This window comes from Scytonema sp. NUACC21 (genome assembly GCF_054684315.1).
The window spans coordinates 113,667-138,309 of sequence record NZ_BAAFZH010000090.1; the positions used below are offsets into that span (position 1 = coordinate 113,667).

Consider the following 24,643-nt stretch of genomic DNA (forward strand, 5'->3'; position numbering starts at 1 on the left):
ACACTACTCATTAAGGAAGGCTTTTATGATTGCAACCCTCACTCGTCGAGCTTGGACAACTGAGTTTGAAACTGAAACTATTGATAAACTTATTTCCCAGCACGCCCCACACTTTCCGACTACTCGCTTAAAAGAACCGCGACCACTGGTAACAGAAGAAGAATTCGAGAATTTCTACCGCTTTCGTATTGGTGGAGCTGCTCACGACCTGTATATTGTACAAGTTTGCAGCAAGGTTATTGACCAAATTCCCGACCCAGAACTCCAGCTATTTTTAAGCCGCCAAATTGGCGATGACGGGGCTCACTCCCAATTTACTCGGCAACGAGTGTGGGAATTGTCAGGGCACGATCCCATCAACGAGATTGTACAAGAAGTGCAAAATCACTGGGAATTTATGGGGGATTTACCAATTCGTAATTGGTTGGGGTTCATGGCATTTGAATTGCACTATGAACTGCATATAGTTGCCCTCGCCAGTCCCCTACGGCGGGAAACCCGCCTACAGGGCTGGACTCACCAATGACAAATGACTAAGGACGACCCTTACCAGTTACGTTTTTTCGTACCGACTTACTTAGTTTCTTTGTTAAATGAAAAACATCAACTACCCCCGTTCTAACCTATGGAAGCAATTTGGAACACGCTGAAAAATTTCAATTACTCCAGCCTACCTATTGGCAAAATAGTTACTGTCATCATCATCTTGACTCTTGCACAGACGTTAAGACGATTTGTTGTTGCAGCCATAGTTAAAACTATTGAGCGTTTTACTCGCAAAACTAAGACCGACCTCGACGATGAGTTAGTTTCGATTCTCAAGCCATCCTTAAGTTGGTTGATTCTGATTGCTGGACTGTGGGTTGTCAAGGAAATTCTGGCACAAGAATTAGGTTCTAAATTGACCAACTCAATCGGTACGGCGCTCAATTTAGTAGTCGTTTTCATAGTAGCATACGCTGTTTACCGAGGCTCTTCTATCTTGGGTCAGATAATTGCTAACCTGGTGCTACATACTGACACCGATCTGGATGAATTGCTCAGACCCTTGATGCCGAAATTATTTCAATCGGCAGCAGTAATCGTCATCACTATTAAGATAAGTGAAATCTTTTTAGGACAATCAGCCGCCGCACTAGTTGGTTTATTAGGTGGTGCTGGTATTACTTTAGGTTTGCTGTTGAAAGATATTGTCTATGACTGGTTTTGTACAATCATTATCTACTCCGATCATCTCTATCGTGAAGGGGACTGGGTATCAGTCGCAGGATTGGAAGGTTTTGTGCAGGTACTCAGTATTGGATTTAGAACCACAACCTTGCATATCTATCAGTGGGGTTCTATTGTGAAAATGCCCAACTCTAAAATGATTTCTGGAATTGTAGAAAATTGGTCACAAAATCCTGGTGAGGAATTAAAGTGGGGCATGAGTTTAACTCTCAAAATTGATAATATTTCAGCTAAGCAAACTGCCAGAATATGTGATGCTATTCGAGAAATGGCATCATATATTAATGGGTTGTCGAAAGAGATAATTGTTCGGTTTAGCCAGATTGAAAATAATGCTCGTGTCATTAAAATTGTTTGTTTTGTTAATGACGAAAATCTCTACTATGATGCCGAGAGAAACTTAAATCTAGCTATCTTAGAATTACTGGAACGAGAAGGCATTGATTTTCTGTATGTGAAATTAGAAACCAGCCCGGAAAATCACAAACAAAGTCAGAAAATTGTCAATAATTAAACTGAAAGTCTTTATTCTGTAAATGCGTAGGGTGTCTTAATCAAAGAGACAAACGATATCCTTAAAAACATAGTTTTTGATGCCTTCCAACGACATTTGGATTGCGTCTCGAATGTCCGCATCATCAATCAGCAGGATGTGTTTCATTATACTGCCCTCGTCCTCGCGGGTTAGTTTTGCATGAAGAATGTAAATGCAATTCGGTGGTCGAGCAACCCGGTTGGCATAAGGGCTTGATCCGGCTGATTATCCGTGTTACTAACTCTGCCTCAACTACAGGTTTCCCAAGCACATCATTTGCTCCAACGGCAAAAGCTCGCCGCATTGATTCATGGTCTGTGTGGGCAGTGACCACTAGAATGGGGATCTGGCTATAGCGGGCATCTTGGCGCACTACTCGGCAAAGCTCTAGCCCATTATAAGTCGGCATCTCCAGATCCAGTAGTAGCACTGCAGGATGAGTTGTCGTGAGCATCGTCCAGAATTGCTCGGGTTCAGCCAGACAAATGACCTCGAATCCTTGCGATCGCAACATCTGCCCTAGTGTATCTAGAATCACTGGATCGTCATCGACAATCATCACCTTTGTATCTGTTGGTTCTACAGTTTGCAGTGGAGGTAACACCTGGATAAGTACCTCAAAGACTTGAGCAGAGGTAACAGGCTGTGAAAGATATTGCTCTACTCCCAAACGGGCAACCGCGACGCGTTCTTCTAAAGAGTCTTGCCCTGATAAGATAACGATTGGAATGGATGGATAATCTGCCTTTAACGCTGCCAGTAGCGTTAAGCGGTCTGCTCCATCACTATCCAGAGCCAGCAGAATCACTTCTGGAATAGTTTGTGTTAACCGATGCAGCACTGTTGACGCGCTAACGACTTCCAACTTCAGTCCCCATCGTGCTGCTTCCCGGTGAAGTATTTTTGTAAATGCAGCATCGCCTCCGATTGCCAGCACAAGAGAATTTGAACTGATTTCCTGAGTTGATGGTGTTGGGGGGAGTGCTATCTCTCGCTTCAAATCAGCTAGCAGTTGTGAGAAGCGAGTCGCTTGTCGTTTTTCTAGCAATGAATTGTTTTTGAGGAGATTTTCGATTGAACGAGCAATTTTCGATCCTTTCGGGTAACCAAACGTTCCGAGTCCACCCACTAACTTATGCGCTTCAACTCTTGTACGCTCCTGTTGCTCTGGATTGATCTGCTGTGTCTGTAGCGCGGCTTCCGTTTCCTCCAAAACTCTAACTCTCTGTTCTAAGGACAGTCTAAAGCGCTCTTCCACAGCACCCGTTGAAACTAATACTCTCTCGTGGATTTGAGAGCGCTTCTCCCCTTTGCTCCCCTGCACGTGTGAGCTCTTTTCAACCGTGGGTGCTGCTTTCAGCCGATATCCCAACCCATGAACTGTCTCAATCACTTCTTCAGTAATTCCTGCTGCCTTTAACCGACTTCGCAGGTCTTTGATCAAAGTTGTTACCGCTGCATCCGTTGGCGAGCGATCGACGGACCAAAGCCGCTCAATAATGGCATTGCGGCTAAAAATACGCTGAGGATGTCGCAGAAATAGTTCGAGCAGAGTGTACTCTTTCGGTCTGAAGGAGATTTCCTGCTGCTTGTAGGTCACTTGCATCAGGGTTGGATCTAAACACAAAGACCCCCAACTCAAAACCGTCGCAGTAGCACTATTCCCCCGACGCAACAATGCCCGTATCCGTGCTAAGATCTCATTATGATTAAATGGTTTGATGACATAATCGTCTGCTCCAGCATCCAAGCCTGTAATGACATCCTCATGGGAATTTTGAGCAGTGAGCATCAGAATCGGAGTCCAATTGCCGAGTGAGCGTAGTTGACGGCAGAGGCTAAGTCCATCTAGTTTAGGAATTAATACATCAAGCAAAATCAGATCGTAATCCCACTGCATTAACAACTCCAATCCCAATTGCCCATCGCCTGCTAAATCGACGGCATAGCGATGTTCAGTGAGAGTTGCACAGAGAAGCTCTGCTGTTGCTTGTTCATCCTCAACTAACAAAATTTTCATAAAGAACGCTGAGAAACACTGTTGCCTTGTGCCCAGGAAGGCTTTCTTCTCACTCTAAGCTAAGGATAATTCCTGTACTGTTTGCACGATCTCCTTACTCGCTGGTTTACTGCTATTTTGCTTGATTATCTCAGATATTGTACTTTATGCTCAACGGACAATTCAGCAAATTCAGCGATCGCTTGCTTTGGCAATTGACAATGCTTCCCTCTTATCGCGCTCAATTTGCTCCTGAAACCCACTCATTTGCTAGACGCTGAATAGCCAGCCCTGTCTGGACTTTCTGCGATCGTGCTGTCAAAACAATTTAAAGATAAGTTTTGGAGCTTTTGGCTCGAAATACTACTAAAGTTCTACTAACTTACCGTTCTATAGAAGATAGAAATATTTAGCTAAAAGATTGCCAGCATTTATGTATGGTCAAGTTTTTTGCGTTCAAATAGTAAGAATATTAAATTTCTGCTTTACTAAATTTCAGGATGTCTAACAAAAATCGGTCACAAGTAAAATCGCAATATCATGTTCGGTTAGATACTTGTATTCAAACTCCTCACCGTTGGCTTATATTTTGCATCTTATTTATAGGAGAGGTGGTGGGCTTTATCCCCACCTACGATCGAGATAAGCTTTTTAGGCTTTGATTTTCGCATTAAAACCGCTCAACCCAAGGTCGCAATTCAACTTCCCATGTCCAGGCATTACGGGGTTGACGGAGAATATTGAGATATGTTTGAGCAATTGCATCGGGATCGAGTAAGCTATCAGGCTTGTCATCTGGTTCCTGACGACTATCAGAACGAATTGAACCATCAATGATAAAATGAGCCACATGGATGTTTTGAGGAGCTAATTCACGAGCAATGCTTTGAGCTAAACCTCGTAAGGCAAATTTACCCATCGCAAAAGGTGCAGACCTAGGATAACCTTTCACACTAGCGGAAGCACCCGTAAAGAAAATAGCGCCACCACCCAAAGCCAACATTCGTTTCGCAGCCGCCTGTGCTACTAAAAAACCTCCATATGCTGTAATCTCTAAGGATTTAGCTACCTCAATTGGATCGAGTTCAATGAATGGAGCCGCAATTCGCAAGCTAGGATTATAAATAACTACCGTTGGTGTTCCCAACTTTTGTTCGACATCACTAAAGAGTTGGTTGACTCGATCGGGTTTTGAAGCATCACAGGCAAAACTAACAGCTCCAATTTCCTGAGATAATGCACTGAGCTTATCAATTTGCCGTGCTGCTAAAGCAACTGTTATGCCTTCGGCTGCAAATAGGCGGGCTAAGGACGCACTGAGTCCACTACCAGCGCCAACAATCAATGCAGTAGTTGTCATTTGCCGACATTCCTCGATTTAAGAATCAATACAGTTGGTTACTGGATTGTCTACTTTTTGCCAATAGCCATTGTATGATAACTCTTATCTAAAGCTCAGCATTATTTCACAATAAATCCATATTTTTTGAGTACAGCCTTAGCTTGGTCGCTAGATAAAAACTTGACAAATCCTTTGGCAGCTTCGATATTTTGGCTGCGTTTGAGAACTGCCATAGGATAAATAATGGGAGAATAATATTTGCCGTCAGTAGCAACAGTAACTTTTACTTTGTTGGAAATTTTTGCATCAGTAGAATAACCGAGACCTGCATCAGCAGTACCATTTTCGACTGATGCTAAAACTTGATTGGCATTTTTTTCATAAACAAATTTAGACTTGACTTTATCGAGAATGCCTAATTTTTTAAAAACATCCTGTGCGTACTGACCAGCAGGAACACTTTTAGGGTCTCCAATTGCAATTTTCTTAACCTTAGAATTTGCTAAAGTATAGAAGCTCCTGATACCGACAGAATTATTTTTGGGCACTATCAAAACCAGACGGTTATCTGCTAAAATACCTCGCGTTTTTGGAACTAGTAGCCCCTTTTCCTCCAAACCATCTACTTGCTTTTTACTAGTAGAAATAAAAATATCAGATTGTTTACCCTCTTCAATTTGTTTAGCCAATGCACCTGAAGCTCCAAAGCTATAAGTAATATTTATATTGGGTTGAGTTTGTTGATAGAGCGTTTTAATTTCTTCCAGCGCATCTTTTAAACTACCTGCAGCAGAAATCACTAAGTTGTTGCTTGATTGCGCCACAACAACAGAGGAACCCGTTACTCGAAGGCTAACCGCTAAAAGCAAGCTAACAGTGGCTGTAGAGAAGAAGCTAAAAACTTGTTTTCTTTTCATTATTATTAGAGATATTGCTTTTTTGAAACGACTTGTATACGACTTTTACAGAAATTGTTCCGGATGAGACAGACCAAGGTCCTTACACAGGTCTGTCCTTCTCAGTATTAGGCAGCAACCGATACTTGTTGGTTGTAAGCAGAAGAGTCTCCCTTGATTGCCTCACTTTGTCTACCATCGATACCAACAGGGATATCGCCAACGAGAGTTACTCGCTGAACGTGGCGGGGCTGGTCACCATAATCAGCGATCGCGTAATGTTGAGTAGCGCGATTATCCCAAAATGCCACATCACCGACTTGCCAACGCCAACGAACAGTATTTTCCGGACGAGTCACATAGGACTGTAAAAGCCGGATAAGATCTGCCGATTCAGATGATGATAGGCCACGGATTTGACGCACGAAACCACCAATGAACAGACCGCGCTCACCCGATTCAGGATGAACGCGTACAACTGGATGAAGGGTTTCGTATACAGTGGATGTGAAGACATCTCGGTACGCCTTAACCTCCTCAGAAAGGTCAATCGGGGTAACAGCATAGTCAAAAGCATTGCTATGTATAGCCCAGAGTTGGTCTGCAAGATTACGCAGATGGGCTGGTAAGTCTTGGTATGCAGTGACAGAGTTTGCCCAAATTGTATCTCCTCCGGCTGAAGGAATAACAATCGCTCGTAAAATAGAACCAAGCGGAGGACGATCTATGAAGGTAACATCAGTGTGCCAGTTATTGGCACGGGTAACAGTTCGCCCGTAATTGAGGTCTAGAACTTCTGGGTGCCCTGGGAATGATGGTACGGTGGGATGTGCTGTTGTCACTTCACCAAATCGGCGAGCAAAAGCAACTTGCCCGTTGGCTTCTAGCTGTTGGCGACGGAAAAAAATAACTTTATATTGAACAAGTGCCTGACGGATCTCGCTGATAATATCCTTGCTGAGGTCAGCATTCAAGTCAACACCGATAATTTCAGCACCGATACGTCCTGCGATTAGTTGAATGTCAAAGTTTTGAAAACTCATATGTTTAATTAAAGGGTTAGGGGTTAAGGAGCATTTACACTGTGAATTCACACAAGTAAAATTTGTGATTACTTAGAAGCACCTGCTGTTATCAGTTCTGGAGATACTGCAAGAGTAGTGAATTGGTTTACCGGACGGGGTAAACCGAGATTCTCGCGTAAGGTTCGACCTTCGTACTCAGTCCGAAATAATCCTCGGCGTTGCAATTCAGGAATCACTAAATCCACAAAATCATCTAAACCACCTGGTAGGTAAGGTGGCATGATATTAAATCCATCAGCCCCACCATTCACAAACCAGTCTTCTAGCAGATCTGCGATTTGTTCTGGTGTTCCCACAATCTGGCGATGTCCGCGTGCGCCAGCAATCCACAAATACAATTGCCGGATGGTTAAATTTTCTCGATGGGCAAGATCGGTCAGTAGTTTTTGACGGCTTTTACCACCGTTGGTCTCTGGTAGTTCTGGAAGTGGACCATCTATTGGATATTTAGACAAATCAAACCCACCTATCATCCCTCCAAGCAAACCCAATCCTACCTTTGGATCGATTAATTCCTGAAGTTGCTCGAATTTATCCTTAGCTTCTTGCTGGGTTTTGCCGATCGCTGGAAAGATTCCGGGCATAATTTTGAGGCTGTCGGGAGAACGCCCGTACTTTGCTAATCTACTCTTGACATCTGTATAAAATGCCTGAGCTTCTTCCAGTGTTTGTTGTGCAGTAAAAATTACTTCTGCCGTTTGTGCGGCTAAATTCTTACCATCTTCAGAAGACCCAGCTTGAATGATAACTGGATATCCTTGTACTGGACGAGCCACATTGAGAGGTCCTTTTACCGAAAAATGCTCGCCCTTGTGATTGGGAATGTGTAATTTGTCTGGATCGAAGTAAATGCCTGATTCTTTGTCGCGTAAGAAAGCGTCATCTTCCCAACTATCCCAGAGTTTAGTAACCACATCTACAAACTCTTTCGCACGCTCATAACGTAAAGTATGCTCCATATGCTGGTCGCGGTTGAAGTTTTTTGCCTCAACTTCTGTTGCAGAAGTTACGAGATTCCATCCAGCACGACCGCCACTTAAATAGTCTAATGATGCAAATTTACGGGCTAGGTGATAAGGTTCGTTGTAAGTCGTTGATACCGTTGCTGTTAACCCGATATGTTCTGTCACGACTGACAGGGCTGATAGCAAGGTCAGGGGTTCAAACTGAACAACTGTGGTTCGGCTAAGCGCTTCCTTTCCCTGTCCCCGTTCCCTTACAGCCACACCGTCAGCAAGGAAAATCATGTCAAATTTGCCTCGTTCAGCTGTCTGGGCCAGACGCTTATAATGCTGGAAGTTCAGCCCTCCATCTGCTTGTGCATTGGGGTGTCGCCAAGCTGCTACATGATGTCCGCAACCGGGCAAGAATGCGCCTAATTTCAGTTGTTTTCTTGTACTCATTTTTTTGATAACAAACAAACTGTTAGATAAACTAACTAATTAAGATTGATATTATTCTCCGGTAAATACACCAATTTAGTCAAGTTTTGTAGGTTGGGTTGAGGAACGAAACCCAACACACTCTACATTTGCTGGGTTTCGCTGTCGCTCAACGGTTGGCTTACGGAATGAAACTTAACAATACTCTACATTTGTTGGGTTTCGCTGTTGCTCAAACCAACCTACAGTCTTCATCTAAGAACAAGGGTGAATAACATAGTTTCATCCTTTATCCTTCATACTTCATCCTTCTTAATAGAGCGACGCTAAGACTTTATCAGATGCGGCTCGGAATGCTGTGGCAGCACCCGCACTCATATCGCGAGGAGCACAAATACGATTTCTCACATAGGCAAGTGTGATGGCTCCGATCGCTGCTACAGTCGGCTCGATGGTATTTTCTTTACCTCCTGTCCGTCCACCTAGTAAGGGTGAGGCATTTTCACGAAGGAGATACTCTGCTAGCAGTTTAAGATGCCACTCAACCGCTTCTTTGACTGCTGAAATGTCTCCATCTGCCGCTAATGCTTGCACTCCAGAGTTTTTCAAAATGTCTGCGATCGCAGCTTCCCGGTTATCACTCAGTCTTTCAGCCGCTTCTGCTCGATACTCAAGAGCTTCACTGTCTGTTGTGTCTAGAGGCAATGAATTCCCAACTGGTTGCAAACCGAATCGGCGACGCAAAAGTAAATTGTTGGTTGTACTGTCCGATCTAACTCGGTGATAAGCAGGACGTTGTTTGATTGCCTCAAACCAAGCGTTCAGTCGAGGGAAGCGTGCATTTCCCTTGATATGATATCCTCGGTATACTGGTAGATTAGCAGCCAATCGATCCAAATGAGGGCTATACATAATATCTACCAAACTAAACGTTGACAAAAAGTAAGGACCTGGGTATTTCCCTAAGGATTCTTCTAGTGCGTCTAATTTAGCTTCCAACTCTGCTTGGAAATGGGCTAGCTCGTTAGCATCAGAAGTCTGTTGCCTTAAAAATTTGTAACTAGCACCCAGAAAACCACTGGTTTCGGCATTCTCAATCCACTGTCTTGCAACCGCGTTTTCTTCTGGCTCTTCAGGAAGCAAAGACGGAGTACTAAATCGCTCTTCCAAAGCTAAGAGAATATCTTTAGATTCGTAAACTAATTTGCCCTCAATTTTTGCAGCCGGGACAAGTGTTGTGGGCACCAGATCGGTGTACCACTTAGGTTTGTTACTCAAATCTATAAATTCTGTTTCAAAGGGGATTTCCTTCTCTTCCAAGGCAAACCAAACTCGTTCGCAAAAAGGACACCAAGAATTGGTATCGCGGTAAAGCAGTACTGGTGGTGTATAAAAGCTTAGTTTATGAAGACCACTGGGAATGGGAGCTGTAGAAGGTGATTGCCCCGGTCTGCGTATCCGCCGAGCCGGGGTATTTTTTCGAGCAATTTCTAAGAGATGATCCCAAGTAGATATTGATTCTTGAAGTAGCATATTTTACCTTTTTCTATAAGAAATCGTGAGCGTGAACTGCAGTTAGGGAGAGTATTTGAAAAATTTAGCAGACTGTTCCATTTGGGCAGATGGGGTGCGTCCTCGTCCCCATCCCAACTTTTTACGATATGTTCCCAGCAATCCCGACTCCACTAAAAACTCCTCGTCAACTGCAACAGATTCATCTGCCTGAGGAGCAACATACAAAGCATCAACTGGGCAATACAATTCGCAAACGTAACAGGTTTGACAATCACTTTTACGGGCAATTGTGGGAGGGAAGTTAGGCACTTTGTCAAAGACGTTAGTAGGGCAAACAGCAACACAAATATTGCACTTTATACACCGAGATTCACTGACTAATTCAATCATTGATTTTGGATTAATAAGACTATTTCAACTTTGGCAAACAATACTTTCTTGACAACTTTGATATGCAATATCTTTTTCTGGTTTGACCCAAACACGATCTAGTCCACCACTCAACAAACGGTGTTGTTGTTTTGCATGAGTTTGGGAATAGTCTTCATGTTTGTGCATACCGCGAGATTCTCTTCGTTCTAAAGCAGTGGCATACATCCATCTCGCCGTTGCAACCATTGCTGCAGTTTCTCTCGCTTGGATTGTTTGTTGCTCTGACTGAATTGATGCGTTGCAAATTTCACTCCACAACTCGTGCAGTCGTTTGAGTGATTCTGATAAAACTTGTTCTGTACGGAATAGGTTGCGATCGTATGGAATTACCTCTGCTTGGACTGCACGAATTATCTCTGTTGGCTCAAAAGTACGATTGCTAGGACGGAGTGTTGCTCCATTAATTCTATGTAGCGATCGCCTATTCACTTTACTCCCTAATTGACGGGCATAGAGGGCAGCTGCTTCACCCGCCCAATCACCAGAAGCCATTGCCCACGCTGCGTTAGGGCTACCACCTCCCGATCCACCACCGCAAATGAGTTCTCGTGTTGCAGCGTCTCCAACGGCATAAAGACCGGGAACAGATGTAGCACAAGTTTCATCAACTATTCGCAATCCACCCGTACCTCGGACAGTCCCTTCTAAACGTAACGTCACGGGGAATCGTTGCGTAAAGGGATCGATCCCAACCCGCTCAAATGGTAAGAAGAAGTTATGTTGAATCGTTCGCATCCAGCTTTTTTCTTCTTCAGAAGCTTTATTGATACAAGCATACACAGGTTGGCTCAGCAATATACGGGCAATATCTCGGCGATCTTTTCCCTCAATAACAGTGCCATCCTCATAAGTAAAAGTAGCATAGCGATAGTATGCACCCTTAGTAACGGAAGCAAAAGCGGGAGTTAGGGCGTAGGCATTAGAAAACTCCATACCTGATAATTGAGCACCAACTTCAGCTGCCATAAGATACCCATCTCCTGTTAGGACATTGCATCCTAGGGTTTTGCTAAGGAAGGCGCATCCCCCAGTCGCAAGAATGACAGCTGCTGCGCGGATTGTCCAGTGCTCCCCTGTTTGCCGACTCATCCCTTTTGCCCCTGCTACAGCACCGTCTGCATCCACTAAGAGTTCCAGCGCGGGGCTGTGGTCGAGGATTTTTACCCCTACCTTTTTCACTTGTTTTCGCATCAACCGCATATACTCTGCGCCTTGATGCAGTGAAGGAAGATAGGGCTGCCCATTACGATCTTGAGAAAAGGGGTAGCCCCAGTCTACCAGCCTATTTAGGTTCATCCTGGCTCGATCTAAGACACGGTTCATCCAGTTGCGATCGCTCAAAAAGCCGCCCTGTGTTTCTCTTTTAGACAACTCTGCTTCGCGGTTGGCAGGATTTGAAATATACCAAACTGTTGTGCCAGCCGCTGCTGTGGCTCCACTAGTCCCACAGTAGCCTTTATCTGCAAGAATAACTTTTGCTCCTTGAGTTGCAGCACTCCATGCTGCCCAAGTGCCTGCTGGTCCACCTCCAATAACGAGGACATCTGCCTCCAAATCTTGGTGCAAACCGAGGGTAGATGCTAGCTCTAAATCATGAGCACTCACGGTTGCTGATTCTCCTATTAAATAATTGCTAGGAATAAACAACTTCCATATTATAATACAATAAACCTATCAAATTACCGGATTTTAAATTTTGGATTTAAAGTTGCATAACTAAGTATGCATAGGTATCAGATGTTGCGCCCCTATCTTATGGAGGCAAATAGGCTAGTTGTTTGTATAAAAATGTATTAACCTAAAAATAAACACTTGCAACACTCAACGAAACTCGACTTGATTTTTCTAGCTATTTATGCAAAAGTTTTGTTGAAATAAAATACGGTATATCTATAGAGTTAAAGTACAATAATCAAACCTTTTATCTTATCCAGATTGGTAATATTAAGTGCTTTGGCTAGTTGAACTCCTAACTATTGATATTGAGGAGTGAATTGTCATGCTTCCTTTGCAACAGCGCCGCTTTCAGCACAGCACCTTGTCATTCGCAATTTTTTGTATCAGCTTTATGGCATCTGGTTGCACCCAAACTGCTGTCAATGGTGCTGCTCAATCTGTAAATTCTTCTACCAAACCAGTTAACAGTCAAACTCAAGGAAAAAATAACGTAATTCGGTTAGGCTATCAAAAAGGTGGGATTATCCCAATCGCACGTCAACGAGGAGAATTAGAACGCGAGCTAGAGGCTCAAAATATCAAAGTCGAATGGAGCGGTCCATTTGACCGATGTGCCACACTCCTCCAAGCTCTCAATGGTAACCGGGCTGATATTGGTGGATGTGGTGATATCCCTTCTATCTCTGGAATTGCTGCTAAACAGCCACTTTGCATTGGCTCCATACAACGCCCCAATCCAAATGCTTTAAGCAATGCCATCCTAGTTCGTGGAAATTCATCTATCCGTAAACCTGCTGATTTGATTGGTAAAAAAGTAGCAGTCAATCAAGGAGGTGCAGGTGAATATTTGTTATTAAAAGTTTTGGAAAAAGAGAATATCCCTAAAGAAAAAGTCCAGCGCGTCTACTTATCACCCAATGACGCTGCACCTGCTCTCTACCATAACTCTGTTGATGCTTGGGCAGTTTGGGAACCCTATGTTTCCATTGCTGAACTAGAACATGGCGCAAGAAGAATTACCACGACTCATCCAGCTCCTACCTACGGCATTATGGTTGTGCGGAATGGATCTGTTAGTGAAAATCCAACTGCTGTAAAATCTGCTCTGACTGCTTTAAGTAAAGATGGTGAGTGGCTCAATCAAAACACCACAGCTGCAGCCGATTTTATGGTTAAGGAACTTAAAGTTTCTAATGCCGTTGCTAAGCAAGCAACCAAGAATCGAGGTTCAGAATCATACAGTTTTCCCACTGCGGAAGATATTGCCAATCTTCAAAAAACTGCTGATTGGTTATTAGAGCAAAAAATTATTCCACAACGAGTTGATATTGCTGCTGCAGTATGTCCACTTGATACCTAATTATACAAATTCGTAACAAGCGCTGACGACTAACCAAATTTCTAGGAGCGAAATTTATGCCAGTTGAATTCATTGGAATGATTGGAACACGTCCTGCTTCAGAGTTGCAAAGTCCCACTGTCACCCTCACCGGTGGAACTGTTAATCCAGATTATGTTCGTCAGTTTGCAAAAGTTCACGAAGACGGCGGTTTTGACAAAGTTCTAGTAGGGTATAGTTCATCTGGCCCTGACGGTTTTGGTGTGGTCAGTTATGCTGCTGCGGTTACGGATAAACTAAAGTTTCTGCTCGCTCATCGACCCGGTTTTGTGGCTCCCACACTAGCAGCACGCAAACTGGCAACCCTTGACCACTTTACCAATGGTCGAATTGCCGTTCACATCATTACAGGTGGTAGCGATGATGAACAGCACAAGGATGGAGATTGGCTGGATCGCGATACCCGCTATTATCGTACAGATGAATATTTGGAAATTTTGCGACGCGTTTGGACGAGTGATTCACCCTTCGATTATAAAGGTGAGTTTTACAACCTGAAGAACGCTTTTTCTGAGGTAAAACCGCTACAGAAACCCTATATACCAATATATTTTGGTGGTGCCTCTAGTGCAGCTGTTAGTATTGGTGCAAAACACAGTAATGTCTACGCTTTCTGGGGAGAACCTCTAGCTGCAATCAAACAACGAATAGCGGATGTGAAAGCTGTAGCGCCAATAGAAAAGCCTTTGCGATTTAGTGTTTCTTTACGTCCTATCTTGGGTGAAACGGAGGAAAAAGCATGGGAGAAGGCACGTTATATTTTGTCGCGGATTAAACAAACTCGTGCAGATGCAGGGTTAAAATTGCCTGTTGGTGTTTCAGCAAGACCTCAATCTGTTGGTTCGCAGCGTTTACTAGAATTTGCTCAAGAAAGTGAAGTTCACGATAAGCGTTTGTGGACTCCCATCGCCGCAGCTACAGGTGCTTATGGCAATACGACTGCTCTCGTTGGGACACCAGAACAGGTAGCAGAGTCTTTATTTGATTATTATCAAGCAGGGGTAACAACTTTATTAATTCGCGGTTTCGAGCCGGTAGAAGATGCGATCGCATACGGTCGTGATGTCATCCCCTTAGTGCGTGGGTTAGTCCGAGACTTTGAGCGAAAAACAGCCTGACTTTTCATTGCACTAGTACACATCGAAGAAAATAAAGCTACCATTACAAATTGTTGTAAAGCTTGCAGTATAAGCCTGTTAGTTTCATACTTTATCCTTCATACCTCAGCCTTGTTAAAGATTTTATAGGTACAAGTTCAAAACAAGATCGTCCTATATTTCTTTTAGCAAGAGAGCTTAGCGATCGCATCCATTGTTCTTACCAATTGTACCTCCAGCACCTACATTTTAATATCAATTTTTAGAACCATATATCTATAGAGACAAACAATGAACAAGATTGCCCAAAAATTTCTAGAACCCACAATTCAATTTTCGGCTCCTGTAACAGCAAACTCGCCCGAACTCCAGCAGCTTTTCGATTTTATAGCTTTGGGGGCTGCCGAGCGCGATCGCAACCGTATCCTTCCTTTTGATGTAGTCGAACTGATCCGTCGTTCGCGGCTGGGAGCATTGCGAATTCCCGTTGCCGAAGGTGGTGGTGGGAGTACAGCACGCGAACTGTTCGAGGTCGTCATTGGACTGGGAGATGCCGATCCAAACGTTGCTCACATTGTGCGGAATCATTTCTCCGTGACAGAGCGAATCTTGCGTTCTAGACGCAGTGAGAGAAATCGCCGATGGCTAAAAGCTATAGTTGATGGGGCAATTATCGGACTTGCTTCGACCGAACTTGAAGCCAAGCGAGCAGGTGGAGGCGTAGTGGTCAATACAAAATTAACACGTGATAACGACGGATATCGTTTAAACGGGACGAAGTATTACAGTACTGGTAGCCTTTATGCAGACTTGATTTTCGTGCGGCTACTGGCACCTGATGGCACAACAGCGATGGCACTTTTGCCAACTAAACGTGAGGGAATTGAGCTTGTGGACGACTGGGACGGCTTCGGGCAAAGGCTAACGGGTACGGGAACGACTACGTTCACAAATGTTCGCGTAGAGCCAGATGAGGTCATTTTGGATACAGACGTAGACAAAGATAATTTACCCTATAATATTGTCCCGCAATTGTTTCTAACTGCAATTAATGCTGGTATAATTCGCAGCGTTCTCCGGGATGCGAAGGTTCTCGTTCATACCCGACCTCGAACTTTCTACCATGCCGCATCTGAGCAAGCAACAAACGATCCCCTCTTGCAGCAAACGGTCGGTCAGATTGCCGCTAATGCCTTTGCCGCCGAAGCCGTTGTGCTTGCAACAGCCGATGCTCTCGATCGCCTTGATGTTGCCCAAGCCCAAGGTGAGGAGTCCGAGGCGGCAGCAGCACTAGCAGCTTCTTTAAGTGCAGCCAAAGCCAAATTGATTGTTGATGACCTAGCACTACGCTCGGCCACACTGCTATTTGAAGTAGGTGGGGCTTCAACGACGAAACAAACTTACAACTTGGATCGTCATTGGCGAAACGCACGCACTCTAGCATCGCACAATCCAGCTCATTTCAAAGCCCGTGCGATTGGAGACTACGAAATAAACGGTACACCACTGCCCCAGAGGGGATTGTTCTAAGGGCAACAAATTCAAATGCAAAGCGATTCTGGCTCAAAGCACTCCTGTTTGCAAATCGGGTACATTTTGATTGCTGGCTTCTACAGGTAGGAATCCTCCTGCCTGCATTTTCCACAACCTATAGTAAGCACCCCCGCGTTCTAGGAGTTTGGTGTGGGTACCATCTTCAACAATGCGACCTTGGTCAAACACCAAAATGCGGTCTAAATGGGCAATGGTGGACAACCGATGAGCCACTACAATCACTGTTTTTCCATGCATTTCTAAATCTAAAGTATCCTGAATCGCTTTTTCGGTGATTGAATCGAGGCTTGAAGTAGCTTCATCTAAAATCAGGATTGGTGCATTTTTCAGGATTACCCGAGCGATCGCAATGCGCTGTCTCTGTCCTCCAGATAGTTTAACACCGCGTTCGCCTACCAGAGAATGATAACCCTCAGCCATTGAGATGATAAAATCATGAGCATAAGCCTTGCGCGAAGCTTCGATAACTTCTTCATTGCTTGCTTCCAGTCGCCCGTAACGAATATTTTCCAGTAAAGTGCGATGGAACAGAGATGGATCTTGGGGAATCAAGCCGATCTGGGCGTGGAGAGCATCCTGAGTCATATCTTGAATATCAACTCCATCAATGAGAATTTGACCAGATTGGGGATCGAACAGACGCAAAATTAAATTGACAAAAGTAGATTTGCCGGAACCAGAGAAGCCTACCAGCCCCACACGCTCTCCCGGTTGGATGATGACAGAAAGGTTATGGAATACTTTTTTCTCAGCCGAATAGTTAAAATTGACTCGTCGAAACTCAATGCGTGGTCATTGGTCATTGGTCATGGGTCATTAGTCGTGGGTAGTGGGTCGTTGGTAGTTGGTCATTTGTCATTGGTTCTAGATATTAACAAAGGACAAAGGACTTTTGACAAATGACTGTTATGGCCAAGAACTTTCAGCCATTGGCAGAACCATCATTTCTGGAATGACAGTTCCCTCAGGGGTGGATAGCAAGAACCGAATAGTGGCAGCAACATTCTTGGGGTCTTGTAGTTTATTAACATCAATATCTGGGAATCGGTCTAGTAAAAATGGCGTTTGCATTCCACCTGCGACCAAAGCTGTCACCTTAATATTGTAAGGACGAGCTTCTGCATGCAACGCGTGACTAAAGCCTAAAAGTCCCCATTTGCTTGCATGATACGCTGATGCATTTGGCCAAGCACGCTTTGCTGCTGTGGAAGAAATGTTAATGATGTGACCGCTTCCTTGTTCTTTCATGATTGGCAAAGCGAATTTCGATATGATAAAGGGAGCGCGTAAGTTAACAGCAAGAATCCTATCCCAATCCTGAATGGAAAGCTCTTCTATTGAGACAGTAACATCTGTACCTGCATTATTAATTAAAGCATCTAAGCGTCCGTATTGGGAAACAATTTTCTGAATAGCTGTCTCTACTTGTTCCTCATCAGTGACATCTAACACTAATGGCAGAGCTTGAAAACCATTTGCTTGAATTTCTCCACTGACTTTATTTGCTAAGTCATTGCGAATATCAGCAACAACAACACTAGCACCTGCCAATCCTAAAGTATGGCAGGTTGCTTCTCCTAAACCACGTCCGCCTCCTGTCACTAAGACGACTTTCCCTGTTAGCTCTTGCATAATTTATTGGGCTCCTGAAATTGTTAGTCAAATTGTTAATGGTTGGGAATTTACAATTGGAAATGAGGGGTGAGGAATTCGGGATTGAGGTTTCATATATTCCCCTGTGACCTGTCCTCTGTTTTCAACAAGTTCACATAAAATATGCAGAATAAAATGTTGTATCTCTTGAATGCGCTGAGTATCATTTGCCGGTACAACCACTGCTAAATCAGCTAGGGATAATAATTCTCCACCATCGCTACCTAAGAGAGCGATTGTCTTGATGTGAGAGTGACGGGCAGTCTTAAAAGCTTCTATGACATTGCGCGATCGCCCACTTGTGCTGATACCAAGTAATAAATCTCCTGGTTGGGCAAATGCTTCTAATTGTCGGGCAAAAATGTACTCATATCCCGCATCATTTGCCCAAGCAGTCAAAAAAGCTGTATCTGCTGTCAGTGCCATAACTGGCAATCCCGCACGTTTTGAACAACGTAATTTACCAACAAATTCCGCCGCAAAATGTTGAGCATCGGCTGCACTGCCTCCGTTACCACAAACTAAAACCTTTCCACCCAAAGAAAAGCACGAGAAGAGGGCTTCTGCTGCTTCCAGAATTGCTCCTTTCAGAGTCTGTCTGGACTGTTCCATCACCGCAATGGCAGCGGCAAAACTGTTGTCAATAAGTGAGAGGGAGGAGGAAGAAAAAGAGGATGAGTGGGGGGCTGTGGGGGAAAGAAATATTGTTCTTTGTTGATGGCTCAGAACTTTTTCATAGAGGGAAGCAACTGCGTTTGTTACCTTTTTCCAAGTAAATAGCTCATTCACACGCTGTATTGCTTGATGGCTCAAACGATCGCGAACTTGAGGATTTTTGAAAAGATAGGCAATTCGTTCTGCGATCGCATCTGGATTATTTGGCGGTACAAGATACCCAGTTTCAGAATCTTTGACTGTGAATTTGATTCCGCCAACCTTAGAACCAATGACAGGCGTTCCACAAGCCATCGCCTCTAAAGGTGTAATTCCAAATGGTTCATACCAAGGTGTAGTTATAAAAACATCAGAAGCACAGTAATAGTATTTAATAATCTCTCGACCGCGACGCCCGACAAATGTAACGTGTGGCTCAATACCCTCTTCAAGAGCAACCGCCTGCAAACGGCTGATTTCTGGTGTAATGTTTGGATCTGGTGCTTCTGACTCACCTCCTACAATCAACAATCTTGCTGGAATCTGATACTGCTGCAAGACGCGCCCAAAAGCTCGAATCGCTGTATCTACACCCTTACGAGGCACCAAACGTCCTAACTGAAGGATGAGATTTTCATGAGGAGATAGACCGAGCTTTTTACGAGCAGCGATTTTGTCAACTTGCCAAAACTCAGATGCGTCAAAGCCACAAGGAATAATAGTAATATTCTCTTTTCTGGCGCAGTACAGTTTTCTCAAGTCTTCTTCATCTTGCGGGCACTCAGCTATGATGTGGTCAGCTTCTTTCACAATACGGTCTTCAATGGCAAACCGCTCATCAGGAAATTCGTCTGCATCTCCTTGCCAAAAACGGCGTACTCGACCAAGGGCGTGAAAAGTCACAATAAAAGGAATACCCAATACCCGCTTAATTTCTGCTGCTACTAATGCTGACATCCAAAAATTGGCATGAATCAGATCGTACTTATATCTACTTCTGGAAACAGGTATCTGACTCGTTCCATAAGAAGCATTTTGGCAGAAGTTCAAAACATATGTTGTAAATTCTTCCATATACGGCAACATATCTTCTTTTCGCACGTACATGGGAGGTCCTGCGGGAACGTTAATAATCCGAACACTACTCATCCACTCGATAATTTCTGGTAATTCGTGACTATCCCGTCTAGTAAAAACATCTACTTTGTAACCTAATGCAGCTAAATTTTTAGCTAGCTGTCCTACATATACATTTTGACCACCGCTATCTGCACCTCCAAAGGAGCCAAGCGGTGAAGCATGTTCGCTAATTAGGGCAATGTACTTAGTCATTAGTTATGAGTTATTTGTCATTGGTCATTTGTCATTAGTCATTTGTCAATTGCTAAGGACAAAGGACAAATGACCAGTGACTGATTTAAAGACTGTGTCCCAGTCACGGGTAAATCGATTGATGTGAAAACGATTTTGTGCTGTCTCTCTTGCTCCTTGGCTCAATTTTTGTGCTTGTGTTTTGTTGTCTAGAAGTTGACCCATATTGAAAATGAGTTTTTCAACATCGGTATTGATATAACCAGAGACTCCGTTTTCCACAACTGTTGTCATTTCTGTAGTTGCTAACCCAACAATTGGCAAACCCACCATCATTGCTTCGCACACAGCAAGCCCTAAGCTTGTGTAGCGGATGGGATTGAAGAAGAAGCGATAGCGTGAGGCAAATTCTGGTAATTGATAGTGTGGTATCTCACCAAGCCCACCCAGTTTTTCTGCGCCCATACCAACTAAGTCTAGGGGAATTTCTTGGCGAACGCGTTCAAATACATCGACACCCAAACGACGACCACGCGATCGCAAACCATTGACTACCACTAGCCCTCGCTCTAGCTCACCCGTGTAACGAACATTTTCTGGTACGGTCACGCCGTGTTCAATAACACGGGTAGGTGTTTGACCGCTATCCCACATAAGTTGATTAAAATGGGTGACGTGAACGAGTAAAACCTCTGGATCGTTCACGACATGACGAGTGTCAGTTGGGTGTTCTCGTGGTGGGTCGTGTTCCAAGTAAATTTTTGGCAGTTGTCTCTGTGACTCTGAGAGAATTTCGTACTGGTCTTCAATGTAGTTTTTGCGTGACTGAAATAAAATGCAGTCCAACTTAAGATTTTTAACCTCTTCGGCTGGAACGTCACGAACATTGTCTGACCAAGGAAAACTACCACGACGACCACCATAACCTTCAGGACGTCCGGGTTTGATCGGGAGATAGAATTCATGATGGCTCTGGGTTAAGTAGTAAAGATAACTACCGTGGATATGCCAAGTAAGAATGCGTAATGGTGTCATTGGAAGTATAAAGTATTAAGTATGAAAGATAAAGTATAGTTTTTTATCCTTTATCCTTTATCCTCTATCCATTTAGAAAGAACGCCACCACCAAACTCTTGTGAATGACCGATACGTATCGGAATTTCTGCCAAATAGCAAATATAAGCCAGAGGATATGGTGACTCTCCTGGGGCTGTGCAAATGACAGCAGCATCAAAAGCACACTGGCAAAGTTTAGAAATAAGAGCTAACTCACGTTCGGCATCTGTAAACTTTGTACCAAGTCCCTCGTATACAAATACCTCATCTACCCAAGGTAAATGGGAGTCGAGTTCGCTAGTGTGTGAAGATACCATGAGAGTAATAGAAGAACTTGGTAGCGACTCACGCAACTGCTGCAGTGTAGGAACAATTGGTGCTGGGTTTCGACTGCTGCCACCCCGTATCACGAGCAGATTTTGTACATTCTGCCAATTATCTAGTAGCATTTAACACTTCCTTTGGCAGTAGTTCGTCCACTTGTGCCATGACTATTTCTAGAGTGGGGGGTGAGGAGTTCGTGACAATACGATGGCGATCGCGATTGAGTGGTGCCCAACGATTCGGTTCAGAATTTGTAAAAATTACAACACTCTTAACACGTAACGCCGCTGCTAAATGCGAGACACCAGTATCATTACAAACGAGCAATGCCGCATTAGCAAGAAGCGCCGCCATCGCCCCCAAGCTGGTATGCCCAGCTAAATCTATTGGTTTTGTTCGCATCATCGCTACAATTGACTGCGTTAAACTCGTCTCTGGAGCAGTACCAGTCAGCACAACCTGGAAACCTCGAGCAGCTATGGCATCGGCAATAGCCGCAAACAATTCCTTTGACCAACGTCTTTCTGGAACACTTGCACCCGGATGAATACAGACGTATCTTCTTTTTTTGAGAGTGTGGATGCTCTCAATTTTGTGTAATGCTGAAAAATCTTCTTGCCTTAAAGGAAACTCTAACTCGTCTCCTTGTAATGGAATGCCCAAATATTCCATTAGACGCAGGTGACGCCATATTTCTGGTTCGTCTGTTGGATAAGGCAAAAAATAATCTGGGTTTGGCAAGTATTGACCGGGCAAGTAAAAACCAGCATTAACGCGAGCACCGAGTAAGACACTGAAGGAATTGCTGACAATCCCACTACCATGCATTTGCAATGCTAAGTCAAAGCGTTGCTGCTGCACGTTAGCAAAAAACTGCGGTATTTTGTGGATGGGTGGTGCAACTTCTGGAATTCCAGGATAGCCAGGGAACTCCAAAAAATCATCAAAGTAAGGACTAAACCTCTCTACGAAAGCTTTCGCCCACGCAAGTCCAATTAAGGTTATTCTGGCTTGCGGGAAAGCTGCTCGTATTGCTCTCATTGCAGGTATAGCACAAAGTAAATCGCCTAAGCCAGGGAGCGCTCGCACAATGGCTATTCGAGCAATGGGTAGATGCTTGCTGAGCCGATTTTCCTGTGACACGCATATACCTCCTGGGCGACTAATATAAACATACTCTGCCGCACATGAGAGTTCATTGGGCATTTGACCAAAGAATTTTTTGCTTTGAACAATTACAATTGTGCAAATGCACAAAAAGAAAACAAAAACGAGAACACTGGTTATAGATATCTAACCAACGTTCCCGCTCACAATTGAAACACTATTTCAGAATTTTTTGTAAAGATGATTTTACCACTGCCGCGATCGCAACTCAAAAATTGAGTTATCAGCAAGCACCACTCTTACTAAATACAGCTTTTAGGGTTTTTAGTATCAAACCAATATCGTAAGCAATAGACCAATTATGTTGATACTTGAGATCCATACGCACAATATCTTCAAAGTCTTTGATGCCGGAACGACCATTAGCTTGCCATTCACCAGTAATACCGGGTTTAACACTTAATCGCTTCCAATGGTAGCTAGAGTAATGCATGACTTCATCAGGAGTTGGAGGGCGGGTACCAACTAGACTCATTTCTCCTCGCAATACGTTCCAAAACTGGGGGAATTCGTCTAAGCTAGTCCGGCGAAGAAATTTACCTACACGAGTAATGCGAGGATCGTTTTCATTTTTGAAGATGTACTGTCCTTTGGCTTCATTATTGACCAGGTGTTTCAATTGCTCGGCGCTTACAACCATAGAGCGGAATTTCCAGATCCGAAAGAAACGACCGTTCAAACCACAGCGAATTTGACTGTAGAAGATAGGACCGGGATTATCTAATTGAATAGCTATAGCAATGGGAATTATTAACAATGCTGTAATCCCCAACCCGACGATTGCACCTAGAATGTCGATCGTGCGCTTCACTTTGCTGATGACAGAAGGGTGAAGGGGAAACTGAGCAAATTCAGTTGTGTAATTACTTTCCAGAGTCGATGTGTGAACAATAGGAGAAGTGGAGAGATTAGACATGGCAATTACAATTGCGATAAATTGGTTCGCGAATCTAGCCTACTGGAAACAAGGGAAACAAAGGAGACAAGGGAGATAAGGGGAACAAAGAAGCGTTTAGAGACTATTAACTGCAGCCATAACTGCGTCGTAATTCTCAAAAATTTCAAACTGTGAATCAAGCTGGGTCAACTCAAAAATCATGCGGATAGGTGGTTGCAAATTACAAATGACAAGACGACAGCCTATTGAACGTGCTTTGGAAAGACCCATCACTAGGGCAGCTAACCCCGAACTATCCATAAAATCTACTTGGGCGAGATCGATTGCTAGAAGATAATTGGGTTGAAGCCCTAAACGAACTATCTGTTCTCTCAAAACCTGACCTTGCTGCAAGTTTAAGCGTCCTTGAGGCTGAAGCACAATGAGTTGGCATTCTTGTGTAAGAATCATAAGCTTTACAGTTGTTTAATCTTCAGTGTTGATGCGAGTATAGGCTTATAAGAAACGTTTGCACGCGCCTGCGAAATTTGGTACTGCTATTGTGATTTGGCTGTAAATTTTGTTTTCGTTGGTTGTTTACTTTGATTTTGGTTGAAGGCATAGGTTAAGACCAAACTCAAGAAAACAAGATTGCCTATAAAATAACGCCGCCACAACCGCTTTGGTTCCATTGCCAATCGCCACAGCCATTCCATGCCAACCATACGAATGGAATAGGGGGCACGGGGTACACGTTCAGCTACAAAATCGAAGAGTCCTCCGACACCCATACAAGTAATACCAGGGAGTTGGTTGGCATAGCGGTCGATCCAAATTTCCTGTAGCGGTACGCCCATTGCCACTAACAACAGATGTGGGCGGGCTACTCTGATAGCCTCTAAAATTTGTGGCGTTTCGCTTTCAGAGAAGTAGCCATCTTGAGTTCCTGCAATGACTAGACCAGGATAGCTTTTCTTTAAATTAGCTGCTGCTTCTTCAGCAACACCAGGTTTAGCACCCAGAAGATAGATTGATAAGCCTTTTGTAGCACCATTTTTGCATAAAGCTGGAACTAGATCGGTGCCATTTAGATTATGAACTATTGGTGTACCCAAGAGAGCACTTCCCCAGCGAACTCCACTTCCGTCTGCTAACAACAAATCACTATGCTCTAATGCCTCTGCCAGTGCCCTGTCTCTTGCAGCTGTGACCATAGTGTGAGCATTACCATAATACACGCGACCACCCTTCCGCTTTAATAACCGCGTCAGTAATAACTCAATTGCTTCGTCTGGAGACATGGAATCAAAACGGGTGTTAAGGAAACTAATTCGGTTTGGCATAAAGTGTAAAACTTAGACGCTAAAGTTGAAAAATGAAGGATTCTAAAGCTTGTAGAGCATTGTGCTATGACCACAACATACTCTTATAAGTTTCTTGTTGGTTAGTAGCTAGTAC

Annotated in this window: 22 protein-coding genes and 1 pseudogene; 6 read left to right on the forward strand and 17 right to left on the reverse strand. The window is 43.8% G+C overall.

Translation table 11 applies throughout. From position 1 onward, the window contains the following. Nucleotides 1-25 precede the first annotated feature (25 nt). The gene (locus ACYRY3_RS24205) at nt 26-526 is read left to right on the forward strand and encodes a hypothetical protein (RefSeq protein ID WP_460204186.1); all 501 of its coding nucleotides are present in this window, start codon (nt 26-28) and stop codon (nt 524-526) included. Between the two features lie 99 nt (nt 527-625). Beyond that, a complete protein-coding gene (locus ACYRY3_RS24210) occupies nt 626-1,744 on the forward strand; it encodes a mechanosensitive ion channel family protein (RefSeq protein WP_460204187.1) in 1,119 nt (372 codons plus the stop codon). Nucleotides 1,745-1,868: 124 nt separating this feature from the next. Here the strand turns inward: ACYRY3_RS24210 and ACYRY3_RS24215 are convergent, their stop codons facing one another. The 8 genes from ACYRY3_RS24215 to ACYRY3_RS24250 form a co-directional block, all read right to left on the reverse strand. Continuing rightward, the gene (locus ACYRY3_RS24215) at nt 1,869-3,785 is read right to left on the reverse strand and encodes a response regulator (RefSeq protein ID WP_460204188.1); all 1,917 of its coding nucleotides are present in this window, start codon (nt 3,783-3,785) and stop codon (nt 1,869-1,871) included. A 649-nt stretch (nt 3,786-4,434) separates the two neighbouring features. Further along, on the reverse strand, nt 4,435-5,124 hold the full coding sequence (locus ACYRY3_RS24220) for an SDR family NAD(P)-dependent oxidoreductase (RefSeq protein ID WP_460204189.1): 690 nt from the start codon (nt 5,122-5,124) through the stop codon (nt 4,435-4,437). 101 nt (nt 5,125-5,225) lie between these two features. Continuing rightward, nucleotides 5,226-6,023: a molybdate ABC transporter substrate-binding protein gene (gene modA / locus ACYRY3_RS24225; RefSeq protein ID WP_460204190.1), complete on the reverse strand. Its 798-nt coding sequence runs from the start codon at nt 6,021-6,023 to the stop codon at nt 5,226-5,228. A 107-nt stretch (nt 6,024-6,130) separates the two neighbouring features. Then, nucleotides 6,131-7,045: a TauD/TfdA dioxygenase family protein gene (locus ACYRY3_RS24230; protein ID WP_460204191.1), complete on the reverse strand. Its 915-nt coding sequence runs from the start codon at nt 7,043-7,045 to the stop codon at nt 6,131-6,133. Between the two features lie 68 nt (nt 7,046-7,113). Next, nucleotides 7,114-8,490, reverse strand: coding sequence for an LLM class flavin-dependent oxidoreductase (locus ACYRY3_RS24235; protein ID WP_460204192.1), 1,377 nt, complete (start codon nt 8,488-8,490; stop codon nt 7,114-7,116). Nucleotides 8,491-8,781: 291 nt separating this feature from the next. Next, nucleotides 8,782-10,002: a glutathione S-transferase family protein gene (locus ACYRY3_RS24240; RefSeq protein WP_460204193.1), complete on the reverse strand. Its 1,221-nt coding sequence runs from the start codon at nt 10,000-10,002 to the stop codon at nt 8,782-8,784. 42 nt (nt 10,003-10,044) lie between these two features. Continuing rightward, entirely contained in the window at nt 10,045-10,374 is a 330-nt protein-coding gene (locus tag ACYRY3_RS24245) for a 4Fe-4S binding protein (protein ID WP_460204194.1), read from the reverse strand. Nucleotides 10,375-10,398: 24 nt separating this feature from the next. Further along, nucleotides 10,399-12,021, reverse strand: a complete 1,623-nt coding sequence (locus ACYRY3_RS24250) for an FAD-dependent oxidoreductase (RefSeq protein WP_460204195.1) — start codon at nt 12,019-12,021, stop codon at nt 10,399-10,401. Nucleotides 12,022-12,415: 394 nt separating this feature from the next. On the opposite strand from ACYRY3_RS24250, the gene ACYRY3_RS24255 reads away from it, so the two are divergent. The 3 genes from ACYRY3_RS24255 (at nt 12,416) to ACYRY3_RS24265 (ending at nt 16,119) form a co-directional block, all read left to right on the forward strand. Continuing rightward, a complete protein-coding gene (locus ACYRY3_RS24255; RefSeq protein WP_460204196.1) occupies nt 12,416-13,453 on the forward strand; it encodes an aliphatic sulfonate ABC transporter substrate-binding protein in 1,038 nt (345 codons plus the stop codon). A gap of 56 nt (nt 13,454-13,509) precedes the next feature. Then, nucleotides 13,510-14,610 (forward strand): LLM class flavin-dependent oxidoreductase, encoded by a 1,101-nt coding sequence (locus ACYRY3_RS24260; protein ID WP_460204197.1) that lies wholly within the window; start codon nt 13,510-13,512, stop codon nt 14,608-14,610. Nucleotides 14,611-14,880: 270 nt separating this feature from the next. Continuing rightward, a complete protein-coding gene (locus tag ACYRY3_RS24265; protein ID WP_460204198.1) occupies nt 14,881-16,119 on the forward strand; it encodes an acyl-CoA dehydrogenase family protein in 1,239 nt (412 codons plus the stop codon). 33 nt (nt 16,120-16,152) lie between these two features. Here ACYRY3_RS24265 and ACYRY3_RS24270 read toward each other — a convergent pair. Then, nucleotides 16,153-16,932, reverse strand: a pseudogene (locus ACYRY3_RS24270) (ABC transporter ATP-binding protein); the annotation flags it as partial. Between ACYRY3_RS24270 and ACYRY3_RS24275 the strand changes: the two are divergent. Next, nucleotides 16,876-17,046 carry a hypothetical protein gene (locus ACYRY3_RS24275; RefSeq protein ID WP_460204199.1) on the forward strand — a complete coding sequence of 57 codons (171 nt, stop codon included), beginning with the start codon at nt 16,876-16,878 and terminating at the stop codon, nt 17,044-17,046. The pseudogene ACYRY3_RS24270 and the gene ACYRY3_RS24275 overlap by 57 nt on opposite strands. A gap of 3 nt (nt 17,047-17,049) precedes the next feature. Here ACYRY3_RS24275 and ACYRY3_RS24280 read toward each other — a convergent pair whose 3' ends face one another. The 8 genes from ACYRY3_RS24280 to ACYRY3_RS24315 form a co-directional block, all read right to left on the reverse strand. Further along, a complete protein-coding gene (locus ACYRY3_RS24280; RefSeq protein WP_460204200.1) occupies nt 17,050-17,775 on the reverse strand; it encodes an SDR family oxidoreductase in 726 nt (241 codons plus the stop codon). A 27-nt stretch (nt 17,776-17,802) separates the two neighbouring features. Then, nucleotides 17,803-19,782 carry a glycosyltransferase gene (locus tag ACYRY3_RS24285; RefSeq protein WP_460204201.1) on the reverse strand — a complete coding sequence of 660 codons (1,980 nt, stop codon included), beginning with the start codon at nt 19,780-19,782 and terminating at the stop codon, nt 17,803-17,805. Between the two features lie 45 nt (nt 19,783-19,827). Beyond that, nucleotides 19,828-20,796: a glycosyltransferase gene (locus ACYRY3_RS24290; RefSeq protein ID WP_460204202.1), complete on the reverse strand. Its 969-nt coding sequence runs from the start codon at nt 20,794-20,796 to the stop codon at nt 19,828-19,830. A gap of 50 nt (nt 20,797-20,846) precedes the next feature. Beyond that, complete coding sequence (locus tag ACYRY3_RS24295) at nt 20,847-21,266, reverse strand: glycosyltransferase family 9 protein (RefSeq protein WP_460204203.1); 420 nt, start codon at nt 21,264-21,266, stop codon at nt 20,847-20,849. After that, nucleotides 21,253-22,347, reverse strand: coding sequence for a glycosyltransferase family 9 protein (locus ACYRY3_RS24300; RefSeq protein ID WP_460204204.1), 1,095 nt, complete (start codon nt 22,345-22,347; stop codon nt 21,253-21,255). The genes ACYRY3_RS24295 and ACYRY3_RS24300 overlap by 14 nt, the downstream gene beginning before the upstream one ends. Nucleotides 22,348-22,531: 184 nt before the next feature. Further along, a complete protein-coding gene (locus tag ACYRY3_RS24305; protein WP_460204205.1) occupies nt 22,532-23,224 on the reverse strand; it encodes a sugar transferase in 693 nt (230 codons plus the stop codon). 96 nt (nt 23,225-23,320) lie between these two features. Further along, nucleotides 23,321-23,656: an STAS domain-containing protein gene (locus tag ACYRY3_RS24310; RefSeq protein WP_460204206.1), complete on the reverse strand. Its 336-nt coding sequence runs from the start codon at nt 23,654-23,656 to the stop codon at nt 23,321-23,323. An 86-nt stretch (nt 23,657-23,742) separates the two neighbouring features. Continuing rightward, complete coding sequence (locus tag ACYRY3_RS24315) at nt 23,743-24,528, reverse strand: WecB/TagA/CpsF family glycosyltransferase (protein ID WP_460204207.1); 786 nt, start codon at nt 24,526-24,528, stop codon at nt 23,743-23,745. Between the last annotated feature and the right edge of the window lie 115 nt (nt 24,529-24,643).

Bases quoted from the DNA above. Each gene is read 5' to 3' on its own strand.
- ACYRY3_RS24205 (WP_460204186.1), top strand. From the start codon at position 26: ATGATTGCAACCCTCACTCGTCGAGCTTGGACAACTGAGTTTGAAACT.
- ACYRY3_RS24210 (WP_460204187.1), top strand. From the start codon at position 626: ATGGAAGCAATTTGGAACACGCTGAAAAATTTCAATTACTCCAGCCTA.
- ACYRY3_RS24215 (WP_460204188.1), bottom strand. From the start codon at position 3,785: ATGAAAATTTTGTTAGTTGAGGATGAACAAGCAACAGCAGAGCTTCTC.
- ACYRY3_RS24220 (WP_460204189.1), bottom strand. From the start codon at position 5,124: ATGACAACTACTGCATTGATTGTTGGCGCTGGTAGTGGACTCAGTGCG.
- modA (WP_460204190.1), bottom strand. From the start codon at position 6,023: ATGAAAAGAAAACAAGTTTTTAGCTTCTTCTCTACAGCCACTGTTAGC.
- ACYRY3_RS24230 (WP_460204191.1), bottom strand. From the start codon at position 7,045: ATGAGTTTTCAAAACTTTGACATTCAACTAATCGCAGGACGTATCGGT.
- ACYRY3_RS24235 (WP_460204192.1), bottom strand. From the start codon at position 8,490: ATGAGTACAAGAAAACAACTGAAATTAGGCGCATTCTTGCCCGGTTGC.
- ACYRY3_RS24240 (WP_460204193.1), bottom strand. From the start codon at position 10,002: ATGCTACTTCAAGAATCAATATCTACTTGGGATCATCTCTTAGAAATT.
- ACYRY3_RS24245 (WP_460204194.1), bottom strand. From the start codon at position 10,374: ATGATTGAATTAGTCAGTGAATCTCGGTGTATAAAGTGCAATATTTGT.
- ACYRY3_RS24255 (WP_460204196.1), top strand. From the start codon at position 12,416: ATGCTTCCTTTGCAACAGCGCCGCTTTCAGCACAGCACCTTGTCATTC.
- ACYRY3_RS24260 (WP_460204197.1), top strand. From the start codon at position 13,510: ATGCCAGTTGAATTCATTGGAATGATTGGAACACGTCCTGCTTCAGAG.
- ACYRY3_RS24265 (WP_460204198.1), top strand. From the start codon at position 14,881: ATGAACAAGATTGCCCAAAAATTTCTAGAACCCACAATTCAATTTTCG.
- ACYRY3_RS24275 (WP_460204199.1), top strand. From the start codon at position 16,876: ATGGAATACTTTTTTCTCAGCCGAATAGTTAAAATTGACTCGTCGAAA.
- ACYRY3_RS24280 (WP_460204200.1), bottom strand. From the start codon at position 17,775: ATGCAAGAGCTAACAGGGAAAGTCGTCTTAGTGACAGGAGGCGGACGT.
- ACYRY3_RS24285 (WP_460204201.1), bottom strand. From the start codon at position 19,782: ATGACTAAGTACATTGCCCTAATTAGCGAACATGCTTCACCGCTTGGC.
- ACYRY3_RS24290 (WP_460204202.1), bottom strand. From the start codon at position 20,796: ATGACACCATTACGCATTCTTACTTGGCATATCCACGGTAGTTATCTT.
- ACYRY3_RS24295 (WP_460204203.1), bottom strand. From the start codon at position 21,266: ATGCTACTAGATAATTGGCAGAATGTACAAAATCTGCTCGTGATACGG.
- ACYRY3_RS24300 (WP_460204204.1), bottom strand. From the start codon at position 22,347: ATGCCCAATGAACTCTCATGTGCGGCAGAGTATGTTTATATTAGTCGC.
- ACYRY3_RS24305 (WP_460204205.1), bottom strand. From the start codon at position 23,224: ATGTCTAATCTCTCCACTTCTCCTATTGTTCACACATCGACTCTGGAA.
- ACYRY3_RS24310 (WP_460204206.1), bottom strand. From the start codon at position 23,656: ATGATTCTTACACAAGAATGCCAACTCATTGTGCTTCAGCCTCAAGGA.
- ACYRY3_RS24315 (WP_460204207.1), bottom strand. From the start codon at position 24,528: ATGCCAAACCGAATTAGTTTCCTTAACACCCGTTTTGATTCCATGTCT.